The following is a 23,577-nucleotide window of genomic DNA, read 5'->3' as shown; positions in this document are numbered from 1 at the left end:
CTTTATGATTGAAATAAAAAATATAACAAAAAAATTTGGTAGGAAGAAAGTGTTAAAAGACGTTTCTTTTACTGCTAAAAAAGGGGAAATCACTTGTTTAATTGGCATTAATGGTGTCGGGAAAACAACAATTATGAAAGCAATTATGGCATTAACCCCCATTAATAGTGGTGAAATTCTCATTGATGGTGAAAAAATTCATAAAGGGAGCTATGAAAAAATCACCTTTATACCAGACGCAATAACGATGTTGCCGCAAATGCAAATAAGGGATGCTTTTGTATTTATGGCTGATTTTTACGACTGCTGGAATCAGGATCGTGCCACTGAACTTCTCCAATTTTTCAAACTAAACGAAACGGATCGCATTTCTGAACTATCAAAAGGGAATACCGCAAAAGTGAACCTTATACTCGGTTTAGCAATGGATGTCGATTATGTCCTAATGGACGAACCTTTTTCAGGGATTGATATATTTAGTCGTGAACAAATTGCCGATGTATTTACGAGTCATTTAATTGAAGACCGTGGAGTCATTATAACGACACATGAAATTAATGATATCGAACATTTAATTGATAAAGTTGTTTTACTTGATGACGGCATCGTTTTAAAAGAATTCGATGCAGAAGAAGTAAGGGAAAATGAAGGGAAATCGGTAATCGATGTCATGAGAGAGGTGTATCAAGCATGAAACGTTATTTGAAGTTAGTCGATTTCGAATTTAATCGTTTTTTTAAGTTATATCTCATTTTAATTGGAATCACGATTCTTTCGCAAATAATTGGGGTTATTGTAGAATCACGAGAATACTTAAATCGTGCAAATGAATTAATTTACAAAGAATTAATACTGAAGAGTGAGTTTATCGAACAATATGGAACAATTTCCTTTGTAACAATTTCTCAGTCAGCCTGGTTTTTAGGACCCATTGTAGTTTGCGGTGTTACCTTAATTATTTATGTCTTTTTTATTTGGTATCGAGATTGGCTTGGAAAAAATACATTTAGTTATCGTTTGTTAATGTTACCTACAGCGCGCATTAATGTGTATTTAGCAAAGGCAACAACGATTTCACTATATGTTTTTGGCCTCGTCGCATTACAACTATTATTGCTACCAGTTGAAAGTCAAGTTTTACAGTGGATGGTTCCAAGTGAGTTTCGTACCGATTTCTCTGTTAACGAAATTACCAATTTCCGCAATTTGGCGATATTTTTACCGAACGCTTTAATCAAATTTGTTCTATATTATGGCGCTGGAATGGCAGCAGTGTTTATTATTTTTACAGCTATCCTGTTTGAACGTTCTTTTCGTATTAAAGGGATTATTTATGGCTTTCTCTATTGTGTTGTTTCCCTATTAATCTTTTTTGCCCCAATATTTATTAATGAATTTATTTTAGGTAATTACTTTTACCCGATAGAATTATTTTTCATTGAACTACTAGCAGGGATTCTTGTATTAAGTTGTGCAATATGGACAGGTAATTTTCTGATAAAGAATAAAATAAGAGTTTGATGGGAGGTCACACAAATGAAACGCTATTGGAAAATCATTTCGATTTGTTTGGTTACGTTAATTGTACTTGGCACTTTTTATATACAATCAAGTTTTGCTACAAATGAGCATTTAAAAATTGAATTTGAAAAAGTAAGTGGCGATGAAGATGAAGTGAAAAATATAAAGCTATTCGGGGATTACGCGGTAGGTAACATGTATCATCCTTTAGAAATTACAAGTGAAGAAACAATCAATCCAAATAATTCACCATTTTTACGAAAATTAGAAAGAATATATACCCCACAAATGTTGGAAGATTTAGTAAAACAGCAAAAGAATTTCATGCGGGGTAAGGATATGGTGTCTACTAATTTTTTTGAAGACGAAAAACTATTAACATATGCCAGTATTAAAGCGAAAAACCATGTACACCCTATGAAAGATTTAACCTTTGATATTGAAGTACTGAATAAAAAATCAGAAGAAGTTACGCCTATCCGGCTAGATGTACCAGAAAGGGAAAGTTACTCTTGGATGCAGGTTGAGGAAGTCCAAGTAATAGAAGGGGAATTAAAGGTCATTACACGGGCCTCCCGGATAAATAGTGGAGATGAATTACGAGTCTATACATTTGATATGAATGAGCAAAAATTACTGACCGATAATGCGATTGCTTCTACTCCGGTGATAAAAAATGGTTGGTCTGATTTAAGAATTATAAATGATTACTACTCAATTCAACGAAACAAATATCTTTTAATTAAAATAGAGACTTCTGAAGATGAAATGGGACATAGCGATGGTCAAACGAATATAGTCGCTAATGAATTCATCGTTTACGATATAGAAAATAATCAATCTAAAAAATTAATTGATCCTGCTGAAGTACTTGGATCTATTAGCGGTGAGACTACTATCTTTAATTCTACAATCTTTATTACATCACAGTCAGCGAATGGTTTAGAAGTCAACCAGTATAATATTGAAAACGAGAAATGGGACAAAAAACTGACATTTGATATAGTAGATACTAAGGATGGGGAGTCTCCTTATATTAAGGCGATGAATGGAAAATTGCATGTCATCAATTTAACAAATAACGGACATAACATTTTTATAGGAGATTTAAAAACAGGAGAATCGTTATATGAAGGTAAACTAAAAATAAGAAACCAAGGAGAAGATCAGAAGGATTATCGGCTTTACATTCATGAAATAGAGCATGTTCGATAAAAAATTAACTATTTTTGTTTGGAAAGCTCTTTTTCTTTAGCTAATTTATTTATTTTATGAACGGTTGCAGTCTCTAATTTTCTAATTTTTATTTCCACTTATAAAACGCCAATCTATATATGTTGAACCATTGAATCCGGTGTATAAACTGAGCCAAGGCGGCTATTCGGTGCCAGTAACGGGACACCGTGTAGCCGTAGCGGTTCATTGGAATTCTTTATTTCAATTTTTTTCTAAATAATGCACGCATTCAACTCATGCTCTACCGATAAACATCGAAGGACGGACTTCCTAATCCTTTAGAGGTAATAAATAAGCATAAATCACCTTTTATCCTTTACTCTATAAACAAATTTCTTTTATGCCATTTAAAATAAGGCTTGTTTTCCGCGTTTCGAGCAATCTTCATTTTTGGGTGTATACTGTATTTCTCGTAGTCCTCTTCTGGAATCTGTGAGGAGATATGCAACCTACCTTGTCCATCAAATGCGATAAATCCGTTCTTATAGAGTGCATCATGATTACAACAAAGAAGTACACCGTTATGAGGATCAACTTTTTCAACGTCCGTACTGTCTTTCCATGGCTTGGAATAGCTTGCGCGGAGTAGCACAGGCAACTCAATCTCACAAAGCACACATTTGTGATTCCACAACGGGATTAAACCTGCTCTAAACTTTTTTTGACCTAAACGAATCTTTGTTTTCAATTCTCCTTCTGTTTCAGTTATCATCGGAACGAATGTGTTACGCTCTGTTCGTAGCACCGTACCAATTGCTAACTCTAGCTGCTCTTCATCTACACGATAAATATTAAGGTCACCAATTATCTCCAATAATTTTATTGATAATTCCTCATTGCAAGGATACAAATACCCCTGATTACCATTTGCATCTGCTTGGAACGGTGAATATTTAATTGGCAGAAGTGGCAAAATCTCCTCGAATTTCGAACGTACATTGACAGGCACTTCAAGCTCATGATAGTCCAATTCCACCAAATACCCGTTATCATCCGTGTGTTCATGATTTGGCATAGTTGACGGCTTACCTGCTATCTGGCATCCTGTTTTAGCAACGCTAATCGCTACAATATTTCCTTTTACATAATGAAATAAGCGATCCCCTTCATTGACCTCTATCATTCGTAGCCGTGAATGACGTTCTTTCCCACTACTATCTTGTTGCAGTGACCAAATGATCCCTAATTCTTTTTCTTCCTGATACGTCTGGCCTTGCATTACAACGAAACTTTGCATGTATCGAACACTCCCTAAATCACAATTCAACTAGCTCTATACCTATTATAGCTGTTTTATTGCCTTACACTGCTTAATGGGGTTTTAAATTTCTCTATATGTTGAAATTAAGAATTTCATTGAATCCGCTGCGGAGCCAGGGGATGCCTCCCGCTTGAAAGGCGCCTTCACTGTTTATATGTAAGCGTCAAATAGCGCCCACCTGTCTTTCAGGGGGCGCTTATTATATGCTTTATTTAGTTTTATTGGGAACGTGGCAATTTGTCGGCAAGGTCTCCGACCATGGAAGTAGTTGATCTAGCGCCTTTGAATCCTCCAAATCTATTAAAGGAAGCTGTTCAAATACGTGGGTTAAATAAACCAATGGATTTAACTGATTTTCTTTAGCAGTTTCCACAATGCTATAAGCAATTGCGCTTGCTTTTGCACCTTTCATAGATTGAGAGAATAACCAGTTCTTGCGTCCAATTACGAAAGGTTTGATAGCACGTTCGGCCCGGTTATTATCGATTTCCAAACGCCCATCCTGTAGAAACATTGTAAGGCATGTCCATTGATTTCGGCAATACTTGATGGCCTGCCCTAACGCACTTTTAGGCGCGACGCGCGGACTTTGTGTTTGTAGCCAAGTTGAAAAGGCATCCAGCACAGGCTGACTGCGTTCAAGTCGCTCTTTATAGCGTTCTTCAGGGCTGTGATCCTTTAGCGCGCGTTCAATCGCGAATAATTGGTTACAGAAACGCAGCCCTTCCTCCGCAGCACAAGGAGTTTCCTTATTTTTGGCTTCCGCTGGCAAAGCAGTTAAGGCCTCATCGAATTTTCGACGCGAATGTGCCCAACACCCCACCAATTTCACCTTCGGTATATCATTATACCCTTGGTATCCATCGACGTGCAGATATCCCTTAAAGCCTGAAAGGAAGGCTTTCGGATGTTTGGCTGCCCTTGTTTGTTGGTAATCATACAACACTGCAGCCGATGCATCACGCCCCGTCCGATATAACCACATATAGGACTTGGATGTCGCTGGGCGTCCAGGTTCGGCCAGTACTTGAAGTGTTGTTTCATCCGCATGAATAACATCCTGTATCAATAGATAGGTACGGATATGTTCATAAAGATGGATTAGCCAATGAGTTGCCCCGTACATCATCCAGTTCGCTAAAGTCTGACGTGATAAAGGGACACCTAGACGTTCCAATTGTTTTTCTTGTCGGTAGAGAGGCATACCCTCTACGTATTTTTGATTCATGATATAGGCCATCGCCGAAGGCGAAGCCAAACTACCTGGATACATAGGTGCTGGCATCTTCGCTGTGACAATTGGAGTTTCAGTGCCTTCGCGTTCACAATTTCGGCAGCTGTAGACATGGCGTACATGTTCAACGACCTTCACTTGAGCTGGAATGACTTTTAACTCACGTCGTACTTCTGTACTCATTTCGTGTACTTGTTCACCGCAACACAAACAAGCCTGTTCCTCTTCTGATAAACGATAGTGAATCGTTTCAGTTGGCAGGTTTTCAAGCATCGCCTCGATTTGGCCTGTACGTTTTTTTCGACGATAGGTAATCGATTCAAGCGTTGGTTCCTCTACCTTTTCATCCGCTGTGACTTCAGCTTCATTGAAAAGAGAGAGTGCGAGTTGATCTGGATTGGTTTTTTCACTAGAAGCGCCAAATTTTCGTTGTTGGCTGAGGCGAAATTGTTCTTCTAACCAGTTGAGTTTAGCCTGTAGCGCTTCATTTTGTTTTTCCAACTCCATGTTTTTCGCTGCGAGTTCTTCAATTGTAGATGAGATAACTGCTACTGATTTTTCCATAATAAAAGGAATTCGACATGACTCGACGAATTCCTTTTTTTAAATAATGATTTTTGCAGAAACTTTTGGATGAGCTTGTTTTTGTTCATGTGGTAAGCCATCAAGTAGCCAGTGTAATTGTCGATGGCTAATCGCAAGTGGCTGGGTTGTTTGTCCATCGGGCCACTGGAATAGACCGTTTTCCAACCTTCGGTAGTAAAGCCAAAATCCATTATGATCCCAATGTAGGATTTTCAGTTTGTCGCGCTTTCGATTACAGAAGACAAATAAACTAGGGGAAAACGGATCAAGCTGAAAGCTTTCTTGAACGATGACAGCTAATCCATCGATAGATTTTCGTAAATCAGTACGTCCGCAGGCTAAATACACACAATCAACGGGTGTTTTACTTAACATGCGTTTGAAGTACCTGAAGTACTTCCCCTAAAAGTGTAGGGTTGAACCCCTCTTCAATTTGAATGGAAACAACACCTATCGCAAGTGTCAATTGGGAAGGCATACTTACCTTTGGAGCGATTGTATCAAACGAAACCCACTGCTGGGCTGTAGGTGCAGTATCTACTTTTTGCCATTCCTTTTTAAGCCAAGTATACATACTTGGAACACAGATATTATTTGTAGCACACCAGGCTGTTACGCTAGATTCACCACTCGCTTTAAATGCTTCAATCCGTGCGTGCCACATGGCTCGCCGTTCGTCTCGTGTCATGAAAAAACCTCCTAACATTGTTAATGTGATTATCACATAACACGAAAGGGGTTAGAAGGTGGGGAGTATTTGACGCTTACTTCTCTACTTCATCACCATCATTCTTATCCACTGAACTAAAATTGTTTAATAAAACATCTAAATCCCTAGTTAAAATCCTAAAATCCTCAAGGTTCTCTTACTGTTCACCTAAATCCTCTTTGTTTACAATACTGATACTTGAATTAAGTTTATCTAGTATGTCCAATATTCCTTCTAACTTTTTATCCATATAAATTTCTCCAGTTTCATTTCCAGCCCTTAACTACTCGTCCAGGTGCTTTCTTAGTCTTATCAGGGTTTAAAGTACCATCTAAATTCAAAACGTATTTCACATTCCCAATCTTATCTATTACTTCTAAATGGTCTTTGTGTAATGCGTCAAGATAAACTCCATAACCCCTTTCCACATATCGGTAATCAGTTTTCTTTTCTACCTTATAAATTGATTGTCCATCATACTAAACTTTGATTTTGATAGGGAATTACTTATTGATTTTCCTACTTCCATATCAAAAAACTCCCCATATTTGAAACAGGTTTAACAGTACCCTTAGGCTTCTCCCCTACCGTGGCTATCTTCTTATCTACAACGTGATTTTAACGCAGTCAAAATGAATCATGAATGGGTAACAGACGTCACCGAATTTCATCTATTCGGAGAAAAGCGTTATCTATCGTATATTCTCAATTGTATAACGGCGAAATTATTTCGTACAAAGTCATGAATCGATCCGTCTATCAACTCATTGGTGATATGGTAGATGAAACGTCTTAAACCAGAAGATAAAGTCATCCTTCATTCCAATCAAGGCTGGCATTATCAAATGAACAATTATTAGAAAACATTACAAAAACACCAGATTACACAAAGTATGCCCCATAAGGGCAACTGCTTAAATAATGCCGTTGTTGAGAATTCCTTCGGCTTATTAAAGTCTGAACTACTGTATCTGCGAGAATTTGAAAGTACGGCGCATTTTGAAAAAGAATTACATGAATATATCGAGTATTATAATCACAAACGAACGAAGGCAAAATTAAAAGACTTGAGATAGGTAGAGTACCGAACTCAAGTCTTAGAAATTGCCTAAAATTATTTGTCTTACTTTATTGGGGCAAATCAAAAGGCATTTTGCCAATCAAATTTTTTTCAAATAACATCAATCTTCTAAAGTATTTCTTCACAATTTTAGTCAATAATTGATAAAAAATACTCATTAAAATTCTTAAAACTTCTATTTATTCCTCTGCAACAAACTGTACTTCCAGAATATTTTAACACAAAAAAATATAGTTAGTTTAACGTAATTTATTTTATATCTTTTTAGAAGCATTATTTAGAAGCGCATTTAATTTATGACCTAAATTTAAATTTACATTATCAAGAGTGTTTTTATTTACTTTTATACTTTGAATGTTTTTTATAAAACTTTCAAAAGAGTCGGAAACCAAGAAAACATTTTCTCCATCCATTTCGTGAAACCAAATATATATTTTATTTTGTTTATCATTTGACTTTCCAATGCAAATTAAATCTCCGCCTGGTAAATCTGCAATAGGAAATAAATCGGTTGGTAATATATCTTTATAAAAGTTTGCTTTGTAATTTATTTTATTCTCATCATTATATAATCCGTAAATAGAGTCTATCTCAAATTGAGTTTGCTTAATTTTTTCAGGCAATTCTATTGAAGGTATAAAACGATAATCTTCTTTTATATGATCATTACCATAATGTTGCAGATAAAATGCATAATCTTGAGGTAACTTTAACTGATAACTAACTTCAAGTTTTTTTATTTCATCTTCATCCCAAATTTCATCTATCTCTTTTATATCAAAGTCAATTACTTCCTCTAGTTTCTCTTTTAATCGTTCCATTTTTAATATCCCCCTCTTAAATCAGATGCAGAACCAATATGCGGAACATTTCCATGCAAATCAGTTGGTATTAACTCTATTTCTGTACTCGACTTATGATGTGGTGTAACACCCGCCTGTTTTAATAATTTCTTAGCGGCGTTTTTTGAAGGTAAATTATACTGATGCTGTATTTTTTCATATACTAATGAAAAGTCATCAGACGTACCAGTTAACTTTCCTTTTTCAAGTATTATATTACCCTCTGACCAAGGTGTGAAGTTAGGTCTATTTTTTGCAAAATCTACCCCTTCACCATTTGTTATATTTTTAACTTCTGGCTTATCAGAATACCATTTTCCGTTACCAGGTTCACCTTCCCAATGACCATTACTTCTTGGTAACCTTGTTCTAGGATTATCCGTACCCTTAGACTTATTTTCAACTGCAGGAGTCTTCTTCACAGAAAGATTCCCTTTATATTTGGATGGCTTGACTCTAGGGATGATAGCCAGCGCCATTTTTTTGAAGCCTTTTTGGACGATTGCCCTCGGATGGATATAATCCACAAATGCTAGCTTCGTACCTTCAAAATAGTTGTCGAGCTCACGGACACCACCGTCATCGAATTCTTCTTCCACTTCTTTAACCACTTCGTATTGAATCGGCTTTCTTGTCCCAAAATTCTTGCACAAAAAAAAGCACTTGTTGCCTAATTTGCAATCAAATGCTTAATAATTTGCTATATAAAATAAATCTTTAATATTCTATCTTTAAACCAATGAGCCTGTTAAATTTCGTGTTTTATCGGCTTATTCTCTGTAACACTTTTACATCCATCTTTTACTTTAAGTATTCTGTAATTTTTATTTGTCCTCTTTTGATGGAAAAAAATACATATATTCCATACATACTCTATGATGGTACAACCATCATAGAGTATGTACTTTTTTTCAGCCTATTCTTTTTCATTCCACTGCAAACAAACTTTATTCGTATTAATCTATATATTCTGCTGTACCAATAAAGTCCAAACTATATGTATTCTTATCTACGAAGGGGAGTGTCAATATTTATGTGTAAATGACAATCCAACCTCTTCTTAAAGATCATCACACTTTTATTCTTTCACTTCAAACAACTCAGCCAGCTTTGCACGTGCTTGATCGAAACCGATATGGCATCGTACGGCGAAGCGTTGGTTGTACTCTTCAAACTGCGAGACTAGGAAGCGTTCGAGTGCTTCTTCATTCGGAAACTGTTCTTTGCGCTTTGTATATTTCTTGATTTGCTTGTTAAAGGACTCGATTAAATTCGTTGAGTAGATGCTGCGCCAAATTGCCTTTGGAAAGTTATAGAAGGTAAGTAGATGATCATTTGTAGCGAGTGATTTTGTTACCTTTGGATATGATTTGTTCCACTTGGAACAGAAATTATCTAACGCGACTTGCCCAGCTTCCTGATCATCTGCTCGGTAAACTGTTTTGAAGTCATCGCAAATCTCAGCACGATCTTCGACACGTACTTTATGTGAAATATTGCGTGCCACATGCACTAAACATGTTTGGAATTGCGCTTTAGGAAATACGCTTGTAATCGTGTCAATCATGCCTGCTAAGCCGTCTGAAAGGAAGAGAAGGACTTCTTCTACGCCACGCTCTTTTGTTTCCAGTAAGAGCTCTTTCCAATTGAATGCTGATTCTGTTGGAGCGATTGTGTAAGCAATTACTTCTTTTGATCCATCTTCGCGAATGCCCACAGCTATATAAACAGCTTCTTTAGAGACCGTTTCACGTCGAACAGAAATATAGGTTGCGTCTAAATAAACACAGACATAGCGCGCACTGAGTTTCCTTCTATTAAAGGCTTCTACTTGTTCGCCCACTACCTGTGTCATGTTAGAAATGGTTTGACGTGTGTAATGATGACCGTACATTTTCTCGATTAAATCTGCGATTTCCGACATGGTAACGCCTTTTTGAAACATGTGAATGACAAATGATTCGAGTGTATCGTTTGACCGCTTATAAGGCGCAACTGTCTGTTGTTTAAAATCACCGTTGCGATCACGGGGAATCGTAACTCGGAGGTCACCATATTCCGTGTGTAGCGTTCGGTCATACGAACCATTACGTGAATTCCCTGAATTAAAGCCTATTCGGTCGTATTTTTCATAATCTAAAAAAGCTGTCAGTTCAGTAGTCAGTAAACTATTAACCGCTGTTTCTAAATGCGAACGAAAAACCTCGGTAATATCTTGTTTTTGTACTAGTGCTTGAACAATATCTGTTGTAAACTGAGTCATAGGGAAGGCCTCTTTTCTAGGATTGGTTGTGGTGACTTAATTCTACCAAGAAAAGGTCTTCCTTTTTGTAATTATTCATTTACACAAGATATTTTACACTCTCCTACGAAGTGAACAATTTTACCTTCTTTATTATAATCATAATTGAATCAATTTCATAATAGCCATTTTTAAAAATGTGTAGAGTAGCCCCTTGATGATTTTCAAGTTTTTTAAAAATAAAATTTCGATGTAGTTAAGCTACTTGTAACGACTGTTGCTTCATTACTACTCTGATCCGATCCGTGGCTAATTTTGAAGCATTATAAACAAGCGTCACCAATTGGAAGTGCAGCTTCGCTTTCTTTCCAGTTCGATGACGGACATTATTGAGCCCGAAGAATTCTTTTAAATACGCATTGACCCGTTCGACAGCGGTACGTTCCTTGTACAGTTCATCCCACTTTTTCGATCCCCTGGCTGGATTGGTGTACTTCCTGAAATCCGTGGATTGTCTAATTTTATAGGTCTTTTGACAAAGGGTGTCGTGTTGTAATGGACAGGTCGCACATTCTTTCGGGCGTGTATATTTCAGTGTCTTGTATTTCGGATCGAAGCTATCGTAAAGATAGGAATGCTCTACGACACACGTCGGTGCGAAATGCTCGTCGTAACCGACCATCTCTCCTTCGTTGCGTCGATTATACGGAATGACGGCTTGTAGATTTTGGTCAGTCAATTGTTGATAAATCGGTTCGTAGTCGTAACCGGCATCGAAAAGACCTGTGTTAAATAAAGCTGGAAGGTCCCGATCAATTTTCTTCAATAATGGAATGGCTGCTTTCCCGTCATTGAGACTACCGGACGTCATCATACCCGTAAGAATATATTGGCTTTTTGTGCTGACGGCCAAATGACCTTTATAACCAAACCAGAAGGTGTTTTTTCCATCACTGTTTTTCTTGATTCCCCATTTCGGATCGATAGGGGCCTCTTTAAACAACGTTTCTACTGATTCGGATAGCTGATGTACAATCTCTTTTTCATAAATCGGACGCGCTTTCTCCGCCGCCTGTTTTTCTTTCAACCATTGTTCACGTTCGGCTTTTGGCTTGCGACCGCGCTTTTTCGAAGCCGGCTTTTCTTTCTTTTCGGAAGCCTGGGCACGATCCCTCGCCTCGAAATGGGTGGCGTCAATGGCGATGTTTTCTTCGCCAATATGCCCTTCATCGATGGCCAGCAAAATAAGATTGTCATGAATTTGGGTCATCGTATCTGATTCACTGATGACGGTAATCATCCTGGAATAAGAAGCTTCGGATGGGATTTGGTCGGAATGAAGAAAACCACAGTCATAACGAAAAATGGGGTCACGATCCAACCGTCTGACAAGATCCTTGATTGTCACAATACGCTCGACGACGCGAGCGATAAGTGAATAGATCATGGCACCGTAATTCAATTCTCTAGGTGCACCTACTTTTTTCGGTTTATCGAATAGATTCAAGATAGGATTTAAGTTAACTGTTGAAAAAACTGCTTCAAAATGATGGGTGGGTTCCATCTTATATAATTCATGCATGTCAAACAGGCTTTGTTGTCGTATAATGGACATAGGGGCATCTCTCCAGTCTGTTATGTATGTGTCGTAACTTACATTATACAGGATTTGGGGAGGTGCTCTATTTTTTATGTCTTGAAAGCCTTGATACGTAAGGGCTTAGGATTATGAAATTAACTCAATTATAAATTAAAATGATAGTATTGTATTTCGAACCTCTGCTTCCTGACGACCAGGTGGATTTACAAATTCAACATCTTTGGTCAAAGACCTCATATCTTTAATGTCATCCATACTAATTCCCCACTGCTTAAATTTAGGAGTTCTTGCTACAAGATGCCACTCATGGTATCCTCCTGGACGTCTAAAGAGATACTTTAAAAAGGTAACTGGTACTAACACAGTTCGGAAATGTATCAGAATCAGGCACCTTAATTTATCAAGCTTTTTTCTTAAAAGTAGTAATTCGTTTATTTTTTCATAAGTTGTTCAATAGGATTAAAAATTTACTTTTTAATTGATTCGATAATGTGTGAGGTACCACTGAATATGATATCTCGCATAACCTCGCTATAATTAGAGTACTCAGTAATATTAGTCATAATTATATCTAGTGCTTGTTTGAATTTACCATCAATCATTATTGTAATACCCTCAACCTCTTGATCTGTTTCACCATTAATAAATTTCTCATTTAACAAATTTAGTTTATTGTCTTGTTCCAAAGGAATTTACCCCCTTTCCTAATTATCATTACTTTCCTCTTTCAGAAAATAGTTTTTGTTATTTATCATCCAGTACGTTTCTTCATCTGGAACCTTGTCTAGGGCTGACATTTACTACTTTCATATATTCGAAAAAGGTGCCTATCATAGACATGACTCTGTATCTTGTCTTTGTTAGGCACCACGGCATTTTATATTGTTGAATCTCTGATGAAAATCAGTAAAGTCTACATCATTTTCTATGAAATCTTTGTAAGTACTTCCAGTTCATTTTTCATATTTACACTATCCTTGTAATACATGGACTACTATCACCGGAACTAACATGATTGTTATAAAGTTTCACAATTGAATAAGTTACAGTTACCTGATGCTACTTAATCAGATTTATTGTAGAATCTCTAAAAACTCAGTAAAGTTATCTGCTACTCTGTAAAGAACTGGCTCAAAATCGCCTGACTCTTCATGCGACCACACACACACTGATGGATCCCCTTTATTTTCTCTAAAATCCAAGCATACAAAATCACCGGCGAATATACTAGCTATTGGTAATACTTCCGCGCCTAATAAATCTTCATTATCAGTCAATCTTTCCCCTATTTGCGAAAATACAACGTCAATATCATAGATTCCATTTGGATTATTTTCAATGTCATTCAGCATACATAAAAACCTTTCTATCACATAAATACGATTGTTACATTCAAATGTAGCTTCTCCAACTTCTGCACCATTATATACTTTAATAAAGTCTAAGAATGCCCCTGGAAATGTTAGTCTCCAAAATTTTTCATGTTTTTTTATTAATTCTTCTGAAGGTAATGGTTTTACAATAGTGTCCGGATTTATTTTCATGATTTTACCCCTTTCTTTATTATATTATCTAGGAGCATCTGCCCACATTCCAGCTGACCTCCCACCATTATGAATAGTAATATTGTGTATTCCAAAAGGTACTAATTCCATCTTACCTGGTATTTCAGTATGATGCCATGTCGTACCTGCAGGTCTTCTAACAATTGCATTATCAAGCCATTCAAATTGCTTATCATCTGATAACAACCAAATATTCTCAGGTAATTGCTTAGTCTCTTGAACAACTCCAGCACTCTTAAAATCCGCAAAGCCATATCTCATTCCATCAACTTTACTAACTTTTATATCAGGGATCAAGCTCTCTGCAACTGCTTTTTCCTTAATAATTCTTCGCTGGCTAGCAGTCAAATTCTCTCCACCAAGGATTGACTTATTCCATGACCACGTTTTATTTGTTGAAATTTTTTCACTGTACATTTTTACATAATCATCAATAACATCATCAAAAACTTTAGTTCCTATAATAAACTCATCAATGTTCTTGTAGTTAACCTTACCCTTACCAGTAACATTTTCAACTTTCTTAGGACTTCTCCACTTCACAATCGGATTTTTCCTAACAAGTCTAATACCCGCGTTACCCGCTTTTATCGCTGTCCCAAAAGGGGTAATCGAGGCCATGGACAGTCCCTTGGCCGCGAAGGATGCATCGGGATTCGTGATTGTATTTAAATCATCCAGGATTAAGAAGTTAGCTACTCCCAACCCGGCTTTATCTATGAGGCTCAGTTCTTTGGGTCCATAATCCTTTGAAACACGAACGAGTCCTTGGTTCATCATGATGTATTCGCCTGTATGAGGATCGATTGCATAGTCATTCACAGGATTACCCACATGTTGTTCTTTTGCTAGTGCAGCATAGAGAGCCTTCAACTGCTCATCTTCAGACTTATTCATCCCTACTAGATTGCCAGGTTCATCACCGGATCCTTGTCCGCCATTTACGCCGTCCATCCCGGCCGTCCGTTGCGCTAAATCTGTCTGAAGAGTATTTTCCGCCGATAAAGCTGCCCATTTATCCATTGGGAAGTCAATGGTCGTTACGCCGTCTGTGAACAATCCTTCGATATCAGAAAGCCATGTTTCCATCGTCTTCAGGTCATTCTCTATCGCTATTAAAGCCCTCGTCTGGTTCGCATCAAATTCATACAAATCGGCAATCGTAATATCCCGTTTCCTCCGTGCATCCCGGACCCCCCCTGCACATCACTATCATTCAAATGTGGAAGGGCAACGATATCGGCGACCTGATTCATAATGTCGTTCGCTTCGTCGGTGAGACCGCTTGTCAGTTGGGCTATCTCCTTAAGTCCGGCTTCAACCTCTCCTTCAAGGAAGGTTTCACGGATGAACCCGTTCATATCCGGTTCCAGCGCATCGAGTGCGTAATCCATTTGAGTGAGGACTTTTACGTAATTGCTTTTAAGCGTCATGAAAAACAATAAGAACGGCAAGTGGCACTCCGCGTAAAATGCACGGATTGCATCACCACCTTGTCCTTTCAATGAGTCTTCCAGCGCAACAAGTCCTTCGACTGCGGTCTCGATTGCTTTCATTTCATTTTCCAAACGATTTAGCATGGTATTATTCCGCCGCAAGCCATCGTGGAAAGGGCTGACATTTACTACTTTCATTATAACATCGCCTGCTTCGGTCCGGATAATGTACTATGCACAACAGTCGCTATTTTTTCGTCTGATTCACGCATGAATTCAACGGAGCTAGTCGTCGTTTTACTATTCTCCATTAATATAGTTTGATAGTTCATCAAAAGCTGTTCCAGTTGAATCGACAACTTCGTCTGTTTAGTCACGACATCCATCGTATTCCCCGTAATCGGTGGTTCAACTCTTGGAATGAGTGACTCCGTTTCACTGTTCATTTCCTTTAGTTGGTTTTCAACTTCTCCATAGTCTATCTTCACTTCGGTCGACATGATAGTTATCTCCCCCGTTGTTAGTTGGAAGTCTTTTCTTTTTCCCTTGCCGCTTCCTCGGCCAATAGACGCTCGATAGTCTGTTGAATGGAGGCGATTTCTGCCTGAAGTGAAGCAATTTTTGCTGCAATTGCACTATATACCTTTGCGAACTGGGCACCTGCAATCTCCAAATAAGCTGTGTGAATTCCCTCTTCACGAATAGCTTGAAAATCAGTAGCATGTCTACCATGCCAAGTCGTGGCCGAAAGTTCTGGTTCCAAACATTTGTGTTCTTTCATAGTGAATTGCTGCTGTTTTTCGCTTAGTGAGGATTGACACGCATAAAGACGTGCAACCTCCCCTTTCTTCTTACTCAATAGTGCATAGTAATAGCCAAGCAATCCTCATTCCCCCCTTTTTTCATTCAACGCACATTTCCCCCCAATGACTTATCGGGTACTCGCACCAGAGACGCTGTTTAATTCCAATATAAGGTTGTAAAAAGTTATCTAATAATAACCATCCATAATTAACTCGCGCCAATTCTCCATTATATTGTTAATAAAGAATGATATGGTATTTATCCAATAATACTATAAATAGCATTCTAATCTCCCCTTTGTCAAAGACATCTAATATGACATAAATTTTCCACAAGACTATTATCCCTATTTATAATGTTCCTCCATATTATTTAGTACTTTATCACACCTACTTATACCGCCTAAGCCTAAAAAATTATGACTTATATAGTAGGCACTTCAGGATGTCTATTCTGATTCCGTGACTTAAGATCCGTTTTCATGAGTATTCAAAAAAACACTAGCTACATGCGGTAATTAATAGAGAGTAGACGTTGTATCATGCCCAAGCAAAAACGAAAAAAACAGTGCCGATATACTGAAATCTCGAAAGGAAACGCCTAAAGCGAAATGAAAAGGAAATCTTAGAGACGCCTGAGGAAGCACTGCTAACTTCAGAATGAGAAACTGAGTACGTCACTATGTTGCCCCAGAGTAAAAATGACTGATCGACAGCCCCCACCCAAACATAGCTCGGAAAAAGGGCAAAACTACTATTCTGACTGGACATTTGTAAAATGAGAAAAGCCAAAGGATCTCCATACTCAGAGATCCTTTGGCGAAAATTGTTTAGTTGCACTCGATTTAAATAGAGAATTTTTTAAAAATCCCAAAATATGCTTATGCACATTTTGGGATTTGTAGAAATTTACATATGTAAAAATTAGTTACGTACTGTATTTAACGCAGTTGTCCAAGGAATAACTTGGTCTAACATTTGGTTTACTGAATCTGCTTGTACAGCAGCTGGTTTGAAGTCTGTACCATTTTCGAAGTCTGTAAATAACGATAGCGCTGGATGTACACGAACATGCGCTACAGATAATTCACTTAAAATACCACGTAAATGTTCTGTTGCACGAGCTCCACCAACTGAACCGTATGATACAATACCAGCAGCTTTGTTGTTCCACTCATCACGTAAATAATCTAACGCATTTTTTAGTGCTCCTGTGATAGAGTGATTGTATTCTTGAACGATGAATACGAATCCGTCCTGTTTTGCGATGATTTCTGACCATGCTGCTGCACCTGATGCGTCGCCGCCAGCTTCACCTAAAAGTGGTAATTTGTATTCTGCAATATCGATAATCGTGTAGTTTGCATCCCCACGTTTATCTGCTAATTCTTTTACCCATGCCCCGACTTGTGGACTTACGCGTCCTTCACGTGTTGATCCTAAAATAATTCCTATGTTTGATGTTGTCATTGTCTTTTCCTCCTCTTGTTGTGTACCAAATAATTTATTGAAAAATCCCATTTTCTCTATCCCCCCTTATAAGTGCTCTTTTTCTATTTTAAGTGTGCTACGCACTGTATTAATCGGTCTTACCAATGCCTCAATTTGCTGACGTTTTCCTTCTAGGAATGGCGGTAACGACAAGATTTCCCCTACTGTTTCATAGGGTTCGTCCCCCATAAAGCCAGGACCATCTGTTGCCCATTCAAAAAGGATGCCAGGTGCTACGCGTGCATATAAAGATTCAAAGAAGAAGCGATCCACATACCCCGAAGTACTGAAACCAGCAGCTTCCATATGTTCAATCCATTCATATAATACTTTCGTATCTTCTACGCGGAAGGCTGCATGATGAACTGTACCGTAGCCTTGGCGACCTTCGGGGGAAATCGTATTATGTTCCACAATTACTTGCGCACCATTCCCACCTTCACCCATTTCAAATAAATGCAGTGAACCTTCTTGCGCAATCTCACGCATTAACATCACTTTTTCCAAAGTCTCTTTTAAATAATCAAATTGTGCGATACGAACATGAATCGGTCCTAATCCGGTAATTGCATATTCCAATGGTACGGGACCACTTTGCCAAGGCGTTCCTGATTCAATACCCTTATTAAATTCATCAGAAATCAACATATATTGTTGGTCATCAAAGTCCACAAATGAAATTGTTTTTTTACCGAACACTTCTTCAATACCATTGTTTTTCACTTTATACTTATCAAAACGTTTCACCCAGTAATCAAGTGCTACGTCTGTCGGTACACGGAAAGCAGTTTTATAAATCTCGTTCGTTCCATGTGTTCCTTTTGGAATACCTGGGAAATCGAAAAATGTCATATCTGTACCCGCTGAGCCTTTATCATCTGCGAAGAATAGGTGATATGTTTGAATATCATCCTGATTGACTGTTTTCTTTACTAAACGCATTCCTAATACGTATGTGAAAAACTCATAGTTCTTTTCTGCACTACTTGTAATAGCTGTTACATGGTGAATTCCTTTTAAATGGTTCATTTAGTTTCCTCCCTTTATTATTACCTTATATTCAAAGCATGTACTTAATAGTTTTTTCCCTATCAATACATCCCCCTGTTGGCTTCAATTTATATTTTGTTGATTCTTTTCTAATCGTTTCACTCTTCTATAGTACTTATTCCTTTTATCCTTAATTCAAGTATCTCGAATTCAAGCTAAATTTAACATGAAGTCACTGTAACTGTCAACACTTTGTATCTAAGTCGCTTGTATTTGTAAAGAATCCTTGCTATTTACTTATATTTCACAGTAAATCCAAGGTGAAGTGAATTACTAGATTGGCTTTCTTTAGACTGTTTACTGTTGGAGTACTTTTGCTAATACTCTTTCCTTAGCCTTCCTCTTAATTGAGTGTCTATCCTTGTGGTTTCATTTTTCTCATGCCCCATAAGACTTTGTATGACTTCAATAGGAGCTCCATTATTCAATAAATGAGTTGCATATCTGTGTCTAAGTTGGTGTGGATGAATCTCTTTATTGATTTCGGCACGATTTGAAATTCGTTTGATGATGTATTGCATTTGGGCGACACTCATTATATGTGGCTGCCTTGCTGTCACAAAGATAGCAGGATTATTGTCATTATGGCTTTCAAGATAGCGTTTAAGCCCTATGTCGCAACGTATATTAAAATTAACTTCCCTTTCCTTATCACCTTCCCTCTAACGATCGCGGATTGATTGGACCCATTAATATGGTTCTTTTCTAACGCAACTATTTCTCCAATTCGACTACTAGTAGAAATCATGAATTCGAAAATCGCTCCTTCCATTGGGGAATGACAGGATTCACGAAGGTGTTCGATCTTCCGTTCGGTTAAATACTTGGTTATCCGCTTCCCTCCCTTGGGTTCTGTAATTTTAGAAGTTGGATTCTTACTCAAATGGTCTTCTTCATGACAACAACAATTCAATTCCTTCTAAAAAATAATAGTAAAGGAGTTGTTGCCGACTTAATAGAATTATAGACATAAGGAGTGTTTTTACTAACTGCACAGTTTAGTTTAATAAGGTTTAAAGTAATAATTAATTCGGGGTAAAGAAAAGTGTTATGGGAAACTATTTTACTCTGGATTGTTGGTTTATTAATTTTGTACGTAGTAATCTTTGCAGCAGTAAAGGATGGGATTAATAAGTCAGAGATTGGTCAGTTAATAGAAAACGACATATGGGATTAAAGATGAAATTGAAAAGAGTTAATCCTTTAATTTCTGTATTCGTATCTCTTTTCGGTATACTAATTTGTGTGTTTTTTGTATTTGTTTATCTTTTACCGAAGCAGGAATACCACCAGTTATCCCTTAGCTGTATTCTGAATAAATTCAGGTCTTTGTTTAACTAATGTGGCAGAATAGTTCAACAAGACTTTTAGTTTAAATGGTAACATATGATTAAAAAGGGGGAGTTAAATGAGTAATTTTTTCTTAATACTTATGGGCTTTTTTATCGTTTTTGCAAATATTATCGGATTTATATCTTACAAAAAAAAGAAAAATTTATACTTTGTAGCTTTTACAATATTATTGTTATCAGTTTTATTTGGGGCGATCGGCGGTATATTAGCACTAATTCTTATTCGTGATGCTTTTGCAATATTTTATGGCATGCAAGTAGGATACTATTTACTAATAAATAGTGTTATCGTTTTCATTATTGCAATTTTAGTAACTGTATTTAAAAAATATGGTAGCAGGAAAATTTGATTGATCAATTATATTCAACTAACAGGTGCTCTACTTCAATTAGGCGTTAAGCACCCTTGTCATATTCAACTAAAGGGGCAGTTTAGTTGAATAAGAAAAGAAAAGGGGAATTTACTTATGGCAACTCTCTAATGGGTTAAAAATGGTCATTATTTTACTATAAATCTGCTTATTGGAGGGTTATATTTTGACAAATTTAAAAGGTAAAATAGCTATTGTAACTGGAGCAAGTCGATCAAGTGGTATTGGAGCATCGGTTTGTTTATCACTTGCGGATGCGGGTGCAGATATTTTCTTTACACATTGGAGTAATTTTGATGAAAACGAGGGTAATGGTGTAGAAAGAGATTTTCCAAGTATCTTATGCGATGTGATAACCAAAATGGGAGTGAGATGTCATCATGTCGAAGTTGATTTATCAGATCCTGAATCGCCGATAAACCTCTTAAATGAAGTTGAAAATACTCTTGGTAGCCCAAGTATCCTAGTTAATAATGCTACATTTGAGGCACCCTCAGATTATCGAAGTTTAAATACAGATATTCTTACTAAACATTATCAGGTTAATAATAGTGGAACGATTTTATTAAGTACGGAATTTGCTAAAAGATTTGAGAGAGCTTTTTTGGGAAGAAAAGGTGGAAGAATCATAAATCTTGTTTCGGGTGGTCCAGATCCAAATAATCTAGCCTATATCGCTACTAAAGGTGCTATTATTGCAATTACTGAACCATTGTCAGTTGGACTCGCCCCTATTGGTATAACAGTAAATTCTGTGAATCCAGGACCAACTGATACTGGTTGGATGGGTCAAGACTTAAAAGACCATTTTATTAATCTTTTTCCAATGGGACGTATTGGAGTTCCAGCAGATGCTGCAAAACTCATTAGATTTTTGGCTAGCGATGATTCTGAATGGATTACAGGTCAAATCATCAAATCTGAAGGTGGATTTTTGGGTAAATGACTAGATAACTTTTTTCACTAACGGGTGCTTTACTTCAAGAAGGAGAAAAGCCTTTTTTCTTATTGAACTAAAGGGGTAGTTTAGTTGAACAAGGATAAACAACCACAAAGGGGTGAAAATGTGGATTTTATGTTATTTTTCTTTTTCTACATAGGATGGTTTTTAATGCCTATCTGGTGCATTATATTTTGTTTGAATTTGGTTTCTATATTGAAAAAGGTAAAACACGAAGAAAAAACGACGGCCAATACAGTTTGGCTTATCATATCGTTAACGATTATTATGTGGACCACTGCATCGCTAGCAATAGGCACTAATTAAACTAACATCGTGCTTTAGGGAACAACAGTAATGCTTTTCTTATTGAACTAAAGGGGCAGTTTAGTTCAAGTGGGGGTATCGACCATTATGGTAAAATAAGGTCGATATGGAGGTGTCGAGATGAAAAAGGTGATTATTGGTATTGTAGTTTTATTTGCACTCTGGATATTACTTCCGTTAATGGGCATAAACTCATCAATTTTGATTCCTAATGTAATTGAATGGGCTACAAAGTTCATTCTACCGTGGATATTATTGTATTGGATTATTAGATTCATAAAAAAATTAGAAAAAAATCAATAGCTCTCTTCAACTAATGGGGTAGGTTACTTGAAGAAAGAATTTGTTCTTTAATAAAAGTTTATTGGAACTTTATGTTAAAATATTTATATATTTTGAATTAAAGGGGATAGGCGCATTGAGTAAAAATATGAAATTACTTTATTGTATATTTGGAAGTGCTGTACTTACTTTATTAAATAGTTCCATGCTTAGTTACGCTAAACTTGGAATGTTCCGAGATGGTTATGGAGTAAATATATTTGGAGAATTGTTAGTTCTAATTACAAATATATTGTCTTTGCTTGGGTTTATATTTTTAATAATATTTTCTCTTATCTTAATAATAAATAATATAAATTTAAAGGAAAAATAAATAGCTTGCAATCGAATCTTCAACTAACGGGTAGCTTTAGGTTAATTATTGGCTGCCTTACATGGCGGCTTTTTCTATGGAGTTAACTACTTCCGTGAACTAGCGTTATGTTAACCTGGTGTGTATGGATTATACAAGTCCGTACAGTGATCGAATCGATGGTTTTCGGATGGAGATAATTGAGGTTCTTGTTAAACTAATTGGGCAGTTTAATTGAATAATTTGTATTATAAAAGTAAAAAAAAGGAACTGAGGAGAATTGCCAATGAATGTTCGTATTTTACAAGGATCTGATGCCAGGTTGTACCAAGAATTGCGATTGAGTGCATTAATAACCAATCCAGAAGCATTTGGCTCAACATATGAAAGTGAAGTGAAATTGTCACTAGAAACTGTTATAGAGCGATTGGTACCAGCTAAAGGGAAATTTGTTCTAGGTGCTTTTGATGGGAGTGGTTTGTTAGTAGGAATCGTAACTTTTGTGCGTGAAAACAATCTTAAATTCGCTCATAAAGGTAATGTTTTTGGGATGTATGTAGCACCAGAAGGTCGAGGGCGTGGGATAGGAAAATTACTAATGGCTGAACTAATAAGCAAGGCAAAAAATTGTGATGGATTAGAACAAATAAACTTAACAGTAGTATCTGAAAATGACTCTGCAAAGAAGCTATACAAGTCCTTGGAATTCGAGGTCTATGGGGTAGAACAAAATGCCCTAAAATATAATGGGCAGTATTTTGATGAGGATTTGATGGTTCTAAAAGTCTGACTTTTGAGCTAACGGGTGCTTTACTTCAAGAAGGAGTAAAGCTTTTTTTCTTATTGAACTAAAGGGGCAGGTTAGTAAATCATACAAAGGAGGAAGGTTAGTAAATCATACAAAGGAGGAATTTTAAATTGAAACTGATTTGTAAATTATGCAATTTAGATGTTTCCAAACAAGTAATAGAGTTAAAAGACTTGAATTTGTTGAACAAAACTGATGGTCAAGATTTAATACCTGAAGGTTTTTATATAGTTGCGGATGATGATTATTTCGCCCCACGACATAAAGGTTCTATCATCATAAACATTAAGGATTTAATCAATTCAAACTACCATTCAGATAAAAGTAGGTTAAACGGTTGTTGCGGTTATGATGGTTGTGATGGCATGAATAGGGTTTGCTTATGTAAACATGAAATAGGTACAGAATGTTCTGATTGTTGGATGTCGCATTTCGTGGCATTAAATCCAGAATCAGTAAAATTCGTTTAATGTATATTTGCGGTTTCAA

At 36.8% G+C, this 23,577-nt stretch carries 24 protein-coding genes and 2 pseudogenes; 9 read left to right on the top strand and 17 right to left on the bottom strand.

Going from position 1 to position 23,577, the window contains the following annotated elements; translation table 11 throughout:
* The first annotated feature begins 4 nt into the window (after window positions 1–4).
* From MKZ11_RS09415 to MKZ11_RS09405, 3 genes are read left to right on the top strand one after another with little or no spacing between them, the layout of a single operon-like run.
* Window positions 5–694 (top strand): ABC transporter ATP-binding protein, encoded by a 690-nt coding sequence (locus MKZ11_RS09415; RefSeq protein ID WP_340794092.1) that lies wholly within the window; start codon window positions 5–7, stop codon window positions 692–694.
* Window positions 691–1,521 carry a hypothetical protein gene (locus tag MKZ11_RS09410; protein WP_340794089.1) on the top strand — a complete coding sequence of 277 codons (831 nt, stop codon included), beginning with the start codon at window positions 691–693 and terminating at the stop codon, window positions 1,519–1,521. Before MKZ11_RS09415 ends, MKZ11_RS09410 begins: the two co-directional genes overlap by 4 nt.
* Before the next feature lie 15 nt (window positions 1,522–1,536).
* Window positions 1,537–2,736, top strand: a complete 1,200-nt coding sequence (locus MKZ11_RS09405) for a hypothetical protein (RefSeq protein ID WP_340794088.1) — start codon at window positions 1,537–1,539, stop codon at window positions 2,734–2,736.
* Window positions 2,737–3,073: 337 nt separating this feature from the next.
* On the opposite strand, the gene MKZ11_RS09400 is transcribed toward MKZ11_RS09405, so the two are convergent.
* The 4 genes from MKZ11_RS09400 to tnpA form a co-directional block, all read right to left on the bottom strand.
* Window positions 3,074–3,994, bottom strand: a complete 921-nt coding sequence (locus MKZ11_RS09400) for an HNH endonuclease (protein ID WP_340794086.1) — start codon at window positions 3,992–3,994, stop codon at window positions 3,074–3,076.
* A 232-nt stretch (window positions 3,995–4,226) separates the two neighbouring features.
* Window positions 4,227–5,828 carry an IS66 family transposase gene (gene tnpC, locus MKZ11_RS09395; RefSeq protein WP_445327037.1) on the bottom strand — a complete coding sequence of 534 codons (1,602 nt, stop codon included), beginning with the start codon at window positions 5,826–5,828 and terminating at the stop codon, window positions 4,227–4,229.
* 27 nt (window positions 5,829–5,855) lie between these two features.
* Window positions 5,856–6,212: an IS66 family insertion sequence element accessory protein TnpB gene (gene tnpB, locus MKZ11_RS09390; protein WP_340793818.1), complete on the bottom strand. Its 357-nt coding sequence runs from the start codon at window positions 6,210–6,212 to the stop codon at window positions 5,856–5,858.
* Window positions 6,202–6,525, bottom strand: coding sequence for an IS66 family insertion sequence element accessory protein TnpA (gene tnpA / locus MKZ11_RS09385; protein ID WP_340793820.1), 324 nt, complete (start codon window positions 6,523–6,525; stop codon window positions 6,202–6,204). The genes tnpB and tnpA overlap by 11 nt, the downstream gene beginning before the upstream one ends.
* Before the next feature lie 626 nt (window positions 6,526–7,151).
* Here tnpA and MKZ11_RS09380 point away from each other — a divergent pair.
* Window positions 7,152–7,622 (top strand): annotated as a pseudogene (locus MKZ11_RS09380) (IS3 family transposase); the annotation flags it as partial.
* A 259-nt stretch (window positions 7,623–7,881) separates the two neighbouring features.
* On the opposite strand, the gene MKZ11_RS09375 reads toward MKZ11_RS09380, so the two are convergent.
* The 13 genes and pseudogenes from MKZ11_RS09375 to MKZ11_RS25070 all read right to left on the bottom strand — a co-directional run.
* On the bottom strand, window positions 7,882–8,448 hold the full coding sequence (locus MKZ11_RS09375) for an SMI1/KNR4 family protein (RefSeq protein ID WP_340794084.1): 567 nt from the start codon (window positions 8,446–8,448) through the stop codon (window positions 7,882–7,884).
* A 2-nt stretch (window positions 8,449–8,450) separates the two neighbouring features.
* Complete coding sequence (locus tag MKZ11_RS09370) at window positions 8,451–9,080, bottom strand: hypothetical protein (RefSeq protein ID WP_340794082.1); 630 nt, start codon at window positions 9,078–9,080, stop codon at window positions 8,451–8,453.
* 467 nt (window positions 9,081–9,547) lie between these two features.
* A complete protein-coding gene (locus MKZ11_RS09365; protein WP_340792598.1) occupies window positions 9,548–10,732 on the bottom strand; it encodes an IS256 family transposase in 1,185 nt (394 codons plus the stop codon).
* Window positions 10,733–10,967: 235 nt separating this feature from the next.
* Entirely contained in the window at window positions 10,968–12,326 is a 1,359-nt protein-coding gene (locus MKZ11_RS09360) for an IS1182 family transposase (protein ID WP_340792672.1), read from the bottom strand.
* A gap of 452 nt (window positions 12,327–12,778) precedes the next feature.
* Window positions 12,779–12,997 carry a hypothetical protein gene (locus tag MKZ11_RS09355; RefSeq protein WP_340794080.1) on the bottom strand — a complete coding sequence of 73 codons (219 nt, stop codon included), beginning with the start codon at window positions 12,995–12,997 and terminating at the stop codon, window positions 12,779–12,781.
* A gap of 387 nt (window positions 12,998–13,384) precedes the next feature.
* Window positions 13,385–13,855 carry an SMI1/KNR4 family protein gene (locus MKZ11_RS09350; RefSeq protein ID WP_340794078.1) on the bottom strand — a complete coding sequence of 157 codons (471 nt, stop codon included), beginning with the start codon at window positions 13,853–13,855 and terminating at the stop codon, window positions 13,385–13,387.
* A 24-nt stretch (window positions 13,856–13,879) separates the two neighbouring features.
* Entirely contained in the window at window positions 13,880–15,028 is a 1,149-nt protein-coding gene (locus tag MKZ11_RS09345) for an HNH endonuclease (RefSeq protein ID WP_340794076.1), read from the bottom strand.
* Entirely contained in the window at window positions 14,992–15,510 is a 519-nt protein-coding gene (locus tag MKZ11_RS09340; RefSeq protein WP_340794075.1) for a ribonuclease YeeF family protein, read from the bottom strand. The genes MKZ11_RS09345 and MKZ11_RS09340 overlap by 37 nt, the downstream gene beginning before the upstream one ends.
* Window positions 15,510–15,812 carry a YwqI/YxiC family protein gene (locus MKZ11_RS09335; RefSeq protein ID WP_340794073.1) on the bottom strand — a complete coding sequence of 101 codons (303 nt, stop codon included), beginning with the start codon at window positions 15,810–15,812 and terminating at the stop codon, window positions 15,510–15,512. Before MKZ11_RS09335 ends, MKZ11_RS09340 begins: the two co-directional genes overlap by 1 nt.
* 20 nt (window positions 15,813–15,832) lie before the next feature.
* Window positions 15,833–16,195 (bottom strand): YwqH-like family protein, encoded by a 363-nt coding sequence (locus MKZ11_RS09330; RefSeq protein ID WP_340794071.1) that lies wholly within the window; start codon window positions 16,193–16,195, stop codon window positions 15,833–15,835.
* 844 nt (window positions 16,196–17,039) lie between these two features.
* Window positions 17,040–17,636 carry an NADPH-dependent FMN reductase gene (locus MKZ11_RS09325; RefSeq protein ID WP_340794069.1) on the bottom strand — a complete coding sequence of 199 codons (597 nt, stop codon included), beginning with the start codon at window positions 17,634–17,636 and terminating at the stop codon, window positions 17,040–17,042.
* A gap of 15 nt (window positions 17,637–17,651) precedes the next feature.
* The gene (locus tag MKZ11_RS09320) at window positions 17,652–18,635 is read right to left on the bottom strand and encodes a ring-cleaving dioxygenase (RefSeq protein ID WP_340794066.1); all 984 of its coding nucleotides are present in this window, start codon (window positions 18,633–18,635) and stop codon (window positions 17,652–17,654) included.
* Window positions 18,636–18,973: 338 nt separating this feature from the next.
* Window positions 18,974–19,554 (bottom strand): annotated as a pseudogene (locus tag MKZ11_RS25070) (tyrosine-type recombinase/integrase); the annotation flags it as partial.
* Between the two features lie 510 nt (window positions 19,555–20,064).
* Here MKZ11_RS25070 and MKZ11_RS09310 point away from each other — a divergent pair.
* The 5 genes from MKZ11_RS09310 to MKZ11_RS09290 all read left to right on the top strand — a co-directional run bounded on the left by MKZ11_RS09310 (window position 20,065) and on the right by MKZ11_RS09290 (window position 23,558).
* Window positions 20,065–20,358 (top strand): 3-isopropylmalate dehydrogenase, encoded by a 294-nt coding sequence (locus MKZ11_RS09310; RefSeq protein WP_340794065.1) that lies wholly within the window; start codon window positions 20,065–20,067, stop codon window positions 20,356–20,358.
* A 187-nt stretch (window positions 20,359–20,545) separates the two neighbouring features.
* The gene (locus tag MKZ11_RS09305) at window positions 20,546–21,325 is read left to right on the top strand and encodes an SDR family oxidoreductase (protein ID WP_340794063.1); all 780 of its coding nucleotides are present in this window, start codon (window positions 20,546–20,548) and stop codon (window positions 21,323–21,325) included.
* Window positions 21,326–22,064: 739 nt separating this feature from the next.
* Window positions 22,065–22,301 carry a hypothetical protein gene (locus MKZ11_RS09300; protein WP_340794061.1) on the top strand — a complete coding sequence of 79 codons (237 nt, stop codon included), beginning with the start codon at window positions 22,065–22,067 and terminating at the stop codon, window positions 22,299–22,301.
* A gap of 265 nt (window positions 22,302–22,566) precedes the next feature.
* Window positions 22,567–23,070: a GNAT family N-acetyltransferase gene (locus MKZ11_RS09295; RefSeq protein ID WP_340794059.1), complete on the top strand. Its 504-nt coding sequence runs from the start codon at window positions 22,567–22,569 to the stop codon at window positions 23,068–23,070.
* Window positions 23,071–23,198: 128 nt separating this feature from the next.
* Entirely contained in the window at window positions 23,199–23,558 is a 360-nt protein-coding gene (locus MKZ11_RS09290; RefSeq protein WP_340794057.1) for a hypothetical protein, read from the top strand.
* Window positions 23,559–23,577: the final 19 nt, after the last annotated feature.

This window comes from Sporosarcina sp. FSL K6-1508, from assembly GCF_038007465.1.
In the GTDB taxonomy this organism is placed as follows: domain Bacteria; phylum Bacillota; class Bacilli; order Bacillales_A; family Planococcaceae; genus Sporosarcina; species Sporosarcina psychrophila_B.
This window is presented reverse-complemented; position numbering and strand designations above follow the sequence as displayed.